The following is a 9,298-nucleotide window of genomic DNA, read 5'->3' on the forward strand; positions in this document are numbered from 1 at the left end:
AATTAACGTATCACCCGGCGACGACACGCCCGGTCAGATACTCGACTTCGTCATCCAAAATTCGGACGAGATCTTCCGGGTCGTCGACCCACTTGCTCAGGACGAGCAGGTCAAGCCGCCCGTTGCCGACTTTCGACACGCCGTAGCAGTCCGCGTAGTCCAGTTTGGCCTGGTCGTCGGTCAGCTGCGCGAGCGTCATGTCCCAAATTGCGTCGTACTCGTCTTCGACATTTCCGACGAAGTTCAACAGGCACGTCGGCCGAAGAGTTTTGCCCATCACCGAGAGGACTTTCCGGTGCTTGACGATCGACCGGACGCTCTGCACCAGGTTCAGGAAGCTGACGTTGTTCTTGTTCATCATGCGGACCTTGTCGGTGATGATCCCGTCGAGGTCGCGCATCGTGTCGCGCTCGCCGGGCACCAGCACCGGGAGGCTGCCGAGGACCATGCCCATGACCTCGGAGTAGTCCTTGTCCTCGAACACGCGCGATTGGAACAGCATGATCAGGGCCACCTTGTCGATGCCGAGCAGCCGGGCGACGACGCGGGCGTAGAGGTGCACGACCAGGTAGAACAAGTCGACCTCCGTGCCGTCGGCGGCCCGGAGCCGGTCCAGGTCCACGGAGTAGCGGACGTCCCGGATGCGGCTGTTCGCGAACCTGGCGGATTTCTCCTGGACGATCTTCGCATACCGGACGTACTCGACGAGGTCGAACTTCTCGATCAGCTCGTCCGACGTGATGCCGACCGGGCCCTTGGCGATCTGGTCCTGCAGGTGCCGGTAGCTCTTCGCGATCGGCATCGCCCGGCTCGTGCCCGCCGTCAGCTCCTCGTAGCGCTTGAGCAGGTCGCCCCGGAACAGCTGGCCGGACGCCGCGTCGAAGATCGAGTGGTCGAACTGGAAGAGCAGGTCGTGCGACCGGTCGTTGTACTTGATCAGGACGACCTGGTACATCGGCTTGTCGACGACCTTGAAGTCCATGTTCCACTCGCGCTTGACCAGCTCGGCCCGCAGCTCCTCCTGCTCCTGCGGCTCCAGGCCGGACAGGTCCAGCCGCGGCAGGGCGATCGTCTCCGGCGCCTCGAACTCCTTCCACCGGAAGCGGCCGAACGACCTGCTCAGGAAGCTGCGCATCAGCCCGTGCCGCCCGATCACGTCGCACAGCGCCTGCTGGAGGACGTCGAGGTCCACGAGGTCGTGGAACTGGATCAGGTAGAGCTGCAGGCGCGACTCGGTGGCGAAGTGCTGCTTCTGCATCGCGCTGATCGGGTACGTCCACTTCACCGGCCGGGCGCCGATGGACCGGCGCAGCTCCTCCTGCCGGCGGTCGATCTCGTCGAAGACCTCCGAGTAGCCGCCGGCGTAGGACGGCAGGCCCGCGCCCGCCTTCAGCGCGGCGAAGTCCAGCACCGCCCCGACCTCCTCCTCACCGCCGCCGGGGACGACGTAGTGGGGCACGAACTCGGCGGGCACCCGGAGCTCGCCGAACTCCCGGACGACCCTCTTCTTGAGCGCGGCGTCCAGACCGGCCACCTGGAGCACGACGAGCGTGTCCTCGTCCCGCCCGGACTTCACCTCGCGGAACGCGCAGGCCGTGCCGAGCCGTTGTGCCAGCAGGGCCGCGAGGCCGTCGAAGGTCAGGTCCTCCGACCCGCCGCGCCTGGCCGTCCGCTCGACGAACGCGGCGAGGCCCGCGATCGTCGGGTGGTTGTAGACCTCGTTGGCCAGGACCTTGTAGCCGTTCTTCTCCAGGGCGTTGGTGAACTGCACGAGCTTCACCGAGTCGAGGCCGATGTCGAAGACGTCGGCGCGCTCGTCGACCTCGCTGAAGCCGAGCAGCGTCCGGATCTCCCGCTCGATCACCGCCGCGATCGCCTGCCGCTCGTCACCCCGGTCGGGTTCGGCCTCGACGTCGACCACCTTGGCGGCGGCCTGCGCCCGCAGGAGGTCCAGCCCGTGGTAGGCCGTGCCGATCCCCGCTTCGCGCAGGCGGGGCAGCAGGTCCAGCACCGAGCGGTCGTCTTCCCGCACCGCCGCGAACGAGTAGAGCCGGGTGAGGCCCGCGCCCGAGTCGCCGCGCTCGTTCCCGGCGAACCACGTGGTGACCTCGCGGTCCCACCCGAAGCGGTCCAGTCCCGGCCGCGACAGCACGTGGCACGGCACGCGCCGCTCCCGGCCCAGCTCCGCCAGCAGAGCCGACAGCCCGTTCCGGTCGACGTCGCCGCCCTCCCGGTCGGGCGTGTCCCACAGCACGATCTCGTCGACCCCGGGCCGGGCGCGCAGACCGGCCCGGAGCCTGGCGGACAACGCCTCCCAGGTCGACCCCGTGACCGCGGGCAGGACGGTGACCCGCTCGTCCACCGCGCCGACCCGCGTCACCGGGCCGTCCGCGCCCAGGTCGAACGGCAGCACCTCGAAGCTCCGGGCGGGGTGGCCGCCCGCGAGGTCCCGCACCACGTCCTCCACGTCGCGGCGGCGGCTCAGGACCACCGTCCGCGCCGGCCGACCGGCCGCCGGCTCGCCGCCGTCCAGCGGCACCAGCCTCGGCACGAGCCGTTGGCCCCGCTCGTAGCGGACCGCGACGTCGTCGGGCCGGTGCGCCTCCAGCTCCGCGCGCAGGCGCTCGCGCCACACCTCCCCGCCGCGGCGGTCGGCCATGGACGAGTCGCACCGGACGGCCCGGACCCGGAACTCCGGGTGCTCGTGGTTGAGGCCGATCAGCAGCGGCAGGAAGTCGCCGCGAGTGGCCAGGGCGTCGCCGGTGTCCAGCACCACGACGTCCGTCACGCACCGCTCCCGCATGTCGGGGACGGCCGCGCAGAGGCCCCGCAGGGTCGCCACCGCCGACGCGTGGTCACCCCGGTCGACCACGAGCGTGTCACCCGCCAGGGCGTGGCGCTCCAGGTCGTCGAGCAGCCGCCGGAGGTCGCCCTCGTGGCCGGGGCGGACCACCGCGCCGGACTGCCGGTCGAACCGGTACTCCGGGCCGGACGTGACGTAGAGCGCCCGCCAGTGCGCGACGCCGTCCAGCACGCGCTTGGTCCGGCGGCGGTCGTCGGTGAGCACGACCAGGACCTTCGGCTGCTCCTTGCCGGTCGAGGACGGCCGCACGGACCGCGACCAGGTCAGTTGCGAGGCGGGCGCCGGCGCCGTCACGGCGGTCCCCGTCGCGGCCTGCCGCGCGGGCCGCACGGTCACGGCGCGCGTGCCGCCGTCGGCCGGGTCGTCCAGCAGCCGCTGGAACTCCTCGATGTCGACCGGGTACTCGACCTTCTCGAACGGGTACAGCGGGAGCTTCACCTTGCGCGGCTCGCGGCCCCGGTGGAACGCCTTCCAGTCCAGCGCGACGCCGTTCTCCCACAGCTTGCGGACCGCGCGCGCCAGGTGCTCGTCGTCCCCGACCTCCTCCATCCGGTGGCGCAGCACGTTCACCGTGGTGACGTCCGCGTCGCGGCCGATGGCGCGCACGAACGACGACAGCGCCTTGCCCGGCCCCACCTCGACGAACAGCGTCCCGCCCCGCTCCAGGATCGCCTTGACGCCGTCGGAGAAGCGGACCGTCTCGCGGGCGTGCGAGCAGTAGTAGTCGCGGTCGGTGGCCTGCGCGGCGGTGATCCACGTGCCGGTCACGTTCGACAGGTACGGGATCTTCGGCGGGTGCAGGGCCACCCCGTCCAGCACCTCGCGGAACCGGTCGAGCATCGGGTCCATGTACTGCGAGTGGTAGGCGTGGTCGGCCTCGATGTGCGCGAACTTGACGTCCCGCTCGGCGCACTGCCGCTCCAGCTCGGCGACGGCCGCCGGCGCGCCGGAGACGGTGCAGTCCTCCGGGCCGTTCACCGCGGCGATGGCCAGCTCGTCGGTCAGCATGGACCGCACGACGTCCTCGGTCGCCCGCACGGAGGTCAGCGCGCCCTCGACCGTGGTGTCCATCAGGCTGCCCCGCGCCTGGACCAGGCGGACGCCGTCCTCCAGCGAGAACACGCCGGCCACGCACGCCGCCGCCAGCTCGCCGGTGCTGTGCCCGACCATGCCCTTCGGCTTGAGGCCCCACCCGATCAGCGTCCGCGCCACCGAGGTCTCCAGCATGAACAGCAGGACCTGGGTGGTGCCGATGTTGTTCAGCTGCTTCTCGGCCTCCGGCGAGTCGCCGAAGAACACCTCGCGGGGCACCTCGCTGCCCAGGGCGGTGCTGATCGTGAAGCACTCGTCCAGGTGGGCGCGGAAGGTCGGTTCCTTCTCGTAGAGGTCGCGCGCCATCCGCAGGTGCTGCGCGCCCAGGCCGCTGAAGAGGAAGTAGACCTCGCCGCGCGCGTTCTTGTGCACGCGGGCGGGCGGTTCCCCGGCGTCCAGGGACTCCTGGAGCCGCTCACGCAACTGCTCGGCGTCCTTGAACTCCACCGCGTAGCGGTAGGCCAGGCGGCGTTGGCGGTTCTGCAGCGTCCACGCCAGGTCCGAGCCGTCGACGTCCGGGTGCGCCGCCAGGTGGTCCGCGAAGTTCTGCTTGATCCGCCGGACCGCGTCCTCGGACGTCCCCGACACGACGAACGTGTTGTACGCCCGGCCCTTGGCGGAGGCCGGGCGCGCCCCGGGCGCCTCCTCCAGCACCACGTGGGCGTTGGTGCCGCCGATGCCGAACGAGCTGACGCCCGCGCGCAGCGGCAGGACCTCGTCGGCCGCCGACCGCTTCGGCCGCAGCTCCTGCTTCTCCGCCACGACGTAGAACGGGCTGCCGTCGAGGTCGATGTTCGGGTTGAGCTCGGTGAAGTGCAGGCTCTGCGGCACGGTCCGGTGCTCGAGGATCTTGCACGCCTTGATCAGGGAGGCGACGCCCGCGCCGGTGTCGAGGTGGCCGATGCTCGCCTTGAGCGAGCCGAGGCCGGTCGAGCCCGGCTCCCCCGCGCCGAACGCCTTGCGCAGCGCCTCGACCTCGATCGGGTCGCCGAGGGCGGTGCCGGTGCCGTGGGTCTCGACGTAGGACACCTCGGCGGTGGGCACGTTCGCGACGCGGTAGGCCTTGCGGATGACCTCGGCCTGGCCCTCGATGCTCGGCGCGGTGTAGCCGACCTTGCGGTTGCCGTCGTTGTTGACCGCCGAACCCTTGATCACCGCGTGGACGTGGTCGCCGTCGCGCAGCGCGGTCTCCAGGCGCTTGAGCACCACGACGCCGACGCCGTTGCCCTCGACGGTGCCGCCCGCGGCCCGGTCGAACGGGCGGCAGGTGCCGTCCGGCGAGTGGATCATGTTCTCCTGGAAGCGGTACCCGTTCTTGTGCGGCAGCGTCAGCCCGCTGCCGCCCGCCAGCGCGATCTGGCACGCCCCGGTCCACAGGTTGCGGCACGCCATGTCGATGGCGACCAACGACGTCGAGCACGCGGTGTGCAGGGTGAGCGCGGGGCCTTTGAGGTCCAGGGCGTAGGCGATCCGGGTGGCGGCGAAGTCCTTGTCGTTGAGCTGCATGCCGGTGAACGTCATCCCCGACTCCAGGATGTGCCTGGTCAGGGTGTGCGTCTCCCACGCGAGGTTGTTCGTCGCGCCGAGGAAGAGGCCGATGGCCTCGGACCGGCCCTCCGCCGAGTAGCCCGCGTCCTCCAGCGCGTGGAAGACCTCCTCGTGCAGGGCGCGGACCTGGGGGTCGATCAGCGTCGCGTCGGCGGGGGTGTAGCTGAAGAACTCCGCGTCGAAGTACTCGAGGTTCGGGAACACGCCCTTGGCCCGCACGTAGTTCTCGTCCTCCAGCGCGGCCTCGGCCACGCCGACGCCGAGCAGCTCCTCGTCGGTGAAGCGGGAGATGGCGTCGACGCCCTCGACCAGGTTCGCCCAGAACCGGTCGACGTCCTCGGCCTGCGGGAACCGGCCGGCCATGCCGATGACGGCGATCTCCAGCCCGGTCTCCCGGCGCTTGGCTGCCTTGTTGTCCGACATGGTCAGAGCTCCTCTTCAAGCTCGGCGGCGAGTTCCTCGGCGATTTCGTCCGCGATCTCCCGCAGCAGCGCACTCGCCGTGAAGGCGCGCTCCTCCTCCTGCTCCTGCTCCTGCTCCTCCTCGGCGAAGGCGTCCTCGGGTCCGCTGTCGTCGGGTCGGGAGCCGGGTTCGTCGGCGCCGCCGTCGAGGTAGGCCGCGAGCGAGGCGATGGAGGTGTGCTGGAAGAGCTGCACCAGCGGCACGTTGCGGTCCAGCGCCTTGCGCAGCCGGTTGTTGATCGTCAGCAGGTTGAGCGAGTTGATGCCCAGGTCGAAGAAGTTGCGGTTGACGTCGATGGCCTCGGCGGGGACGAGGTCGGCGATGATGTCGACGAGGAGGCGCACCACGTCGGACACCGCCCCGAGGTCCGGCGCCGCGCGGCGGGCCTCCGGCTCGGGCCGGAGGGCCGCCAGCCGCGCCCGGTCCACCTTGCCGCTCTTGTTCAACGGGATCCGGTCGAGCTGCGCCAGCCCCGCCGGGACCATGTACGGGGCGACCACCTTCGCCATCGCCTGCCGCACCGCGTCCGGCGCGATCGGCTCGCGGGCGACGTAGTAGCCCCGCAGGCTCTTCTCCCCGTCCACCTCCACGCAGATCACGGCGGCGTCCTCGATCCGGTCGACGGACCTCAGCACGCTCTCGACCTCGCCCAGCTCGACCCGGAAGCCGCTGATCTTGACCTGGTCGTCGGCGCGGCCGAGGTAGTCGAGCGTGCCGTCGGGCAGCTCGCGGACCAGGTCGCCGGTGCGGTAGAGCCGACGGCCGGGCAGCGCGGGCACCGTGACGAAGCTCGTGAGGTCGAGGTCGGGCCGGTTGTGGTAGCCGGTCGACACGCCGTCGCCGCCCACGCACAGCTCGCCGACCGCGCCGGGCGGCAGGAGGTTCAGCCCCCGGTCCAGCACGTGGACCGAGGAGTGCGCCAGCGGGCGCCCGATGGGGATCCGCTCGCGGCGCAGGTCCTCCGCGCGGATCTCGTGCGTCGTGGAGAACGTCGTGTTCTCGGTGGGCCCGTAGCCGTTGGTGATCCTCAGGTCCGGGCACGCGTCGCGGACCCGCTCCAGGTGCCGCACCGACAGCGCGCTGCCGCCGACGAGGAGGTGGTCGAGCCGGTCGAAGATCGCCGGGTCGTAGGCGGAGAGCTGGTTGAACAGCGGCGAGGTCAGCCACAGGCCCGTCACCTGGTTGCGCTTGATCACGTCGCGCATCAGGTCTCCGTCGAGCACGTCCAGCTCGTCGGCCAGCACCAGGGTCGCCCCGAAGAGCAACGTCCCCCAGATCTCGAACGTGCTGGCGTCGAAGGCGGGCGAGCCGGTGAACATCACGACCTGGCGGTCGTGGAAGTCGAAGAACTCCTGGTCGGCGAACAGCCGCAGGACGTTGCGGTGGCTGATCCGGCAGCCCTTGGGGTTGCCGGTGGAACCCGACGTGTACATGAGGTAGGCGGTGGCGCCGTTGAGGTTGCGGCGGCGCGGGAACGGCGGCACGTCCCCGGTGGGCCGCGCGACCAGCAGCACCCTGGACGACGCCGGCGCCTTCTCGGCGTGCTCCAGCACCGTGCACAGGTGCTCCACGCCCGCGTCGGCGACGACGTACTCGACCCGCGGCTTGGCGTCCTTGGTGTCGATCGGGACGTAGAAGTTGCCGTTCTTCAGCAGGCCGAGGATCGCCGCGATCAGCTCCGGGCGCCGGTCGGCGAGCACGCCGACCGCCGTGCCCGGGACCACGCCGCGGTGGTGCAGGTCCCAGGCGACCGAGTCGGACCAGCGGTCGAGCTCCGCGTAGCTGTACTCGTTGCCCCGCCACACCAGCGCGGTCTTGTCGCCGTGGGCGGCGACGACGTCGGCGAACACGTCCACCACGGACGAGTCCAACATGGCCGACGGAGCCGGGAGCGGCGCCGGGGCGTCCTCCGCGCGGCCCGCCACGAGCGCGAGGTCCGCGATCCGCGTGCGCGGGTCGTCCACGGCGGCCGTGAAGACGCGCACCAGGCAGCGCTCCAGCTCGCGCACCAGCTCCGGCGAGTAGTGGTTCGCGTTGTAGGCGAACGTGACCGCGAAGTCGCGGCCGGGGTTGACCACGATGTGCAGGTCGTAGCTCGTCCGCTCGAAGACCTGGACGCCCTCGAACGCGAGCCCTTCGCCCTGCTCGCCGCCGAAGTCGCGCAGCTGCTCGGACAGCGGGTAGTTCTCGAAGGCGACGACGTGGTCGAGGAGCTTGTTCTTGAGCGGGGTGAGGCCCTGGATCTCGTGCAGCGGGAAGTTCTCGAAGGCGTTGGCGCGCAAGTAGGACTCGTGCACGTCGCGGCACAGGCCGGCGAGGTCCTGGTCCGGGCCGGCCGTCACGCGGACCGGCTGGGTGTTCGCGAACAGCCCCACCGCGTCCCCGATGCCGCCCAGCTCGGCGCCGCGCCCGGACACCACGCTGCCGAAGACGACGTCGTCGGCGTAGTTGAACTTCTGCAGCACGACACCCCAGGCGGCCTGGAAGACGGCGCTCTGCGTCACCCCGGTCTCCTGCGCGAACCGCGTCAGCCCGTCGTGCAGCCCGGCGGGGAGGGTGAACCGGTGCGTGGCGCCCCGGTAGCCGCCGGGACGCGGGTCGGCGGGCAGGACGGCCGCGTTCTCGTAGCCGTCCAGCACCTCCGCCCAGTGCCGTCGGGCGTCCTCGCCGCGCTGCCGCTCGTGCCACGCGATGTAGTCGCGGTACGGCAGGGCCTCGACGCGCGGCTGGAACGAGCCGGTGCGGGTCAGCTCCTCGTAGTACCCCATCAGCGTCGCGAACAGCGGGCCGAGGGACCAGCCGTCCAGGATGATGTGGTGGAAGGTGACCACGAGCCGCCGGCGCCGGTCGCCGACCCGGATCAGGGTCGCCCGCAGCAGCACGTCCGCGCTGAGGTCGAACCCCTTCGCGCGGTCGGCGACCTTGAACTCCTCGACGTCGCGGTCGAGGTCGGGCCGGTCGCGGTAGTCGCGGACGTCGAGCTCCGGCGCCCACTCCTTCAGCACGATCTGGTACGGCTCGTCGGTGTTGCGGTAGGAGAAGATCGTGCGCAGGACGCTGTAGGTCCGGGACACGCCCGCGAGCGCCGCGCGCATGTGCCCGGCGTCCACCTCGCCCGCGATCACGAAGTCGAACTGCTCCACGTAGGCGTCCGAGCCCGTGTCCACGGCGTGGCTGAAGAGCATGCCCTTCTGCATCGCGGCCAGACCGGAGATGGACTCGATGTTGTCTTTGTCAACCATGAACCAGGCTCTCTGCTTCGCCCTGACGCGGTGATCGGGTCGTGGTGGCCGTCGGCCGGTGGTGGGGTGCGGTGGTCGTCATGGGCGCCGG

Annotated in this window: 2 protein-coding genes; both read right to left on the reverse strand. The window is 71.0% G+C overall.

What is annotated here, in order from left to right:
- Nucleotides 1-10: 10 nt before the first annotated feature.
- Nucleotides 11-5,926 carry a type I polyketide synthase gene (locus IOD16_RS22170; protein ID WP_201435965.1) on the reverse strand — a complete coding sequence of 1,972 codons (5,916 nt, stop codon included), beginning with the start codon at nucleotides 5,924-5,926 and terminating at the stop codon, nucleotides 11-13.
- 2 nt (nucleotides 5,927-5,928) lie between these two features.
- Nucleotides 5,929-9,207, reverse strand: a complete 3,279-nt coding sequence (locus tag IOD16_RS22175; protein WP_201435966.1) for a non-ribosomal peptide synthetase — start codon at nucleotides 9,205-9,207, stop codon at nucleotides 5,929-5,931.
- Between the last annotated feature and the right edge of the window lie 91 nt (nucleotides 9,208-9,298).

The organism is Saccharothrix sp. 6-C, assembly GCF_016695385.1.
In the GTDB taxonomy this organism is placed as follows: domain Bacteria; phylum Actinomycetota; class Actinomycetes; order Mycobacteriales; family Pseudonocardiaceae; genus Actinosynnema; species Actinosynnema texasense.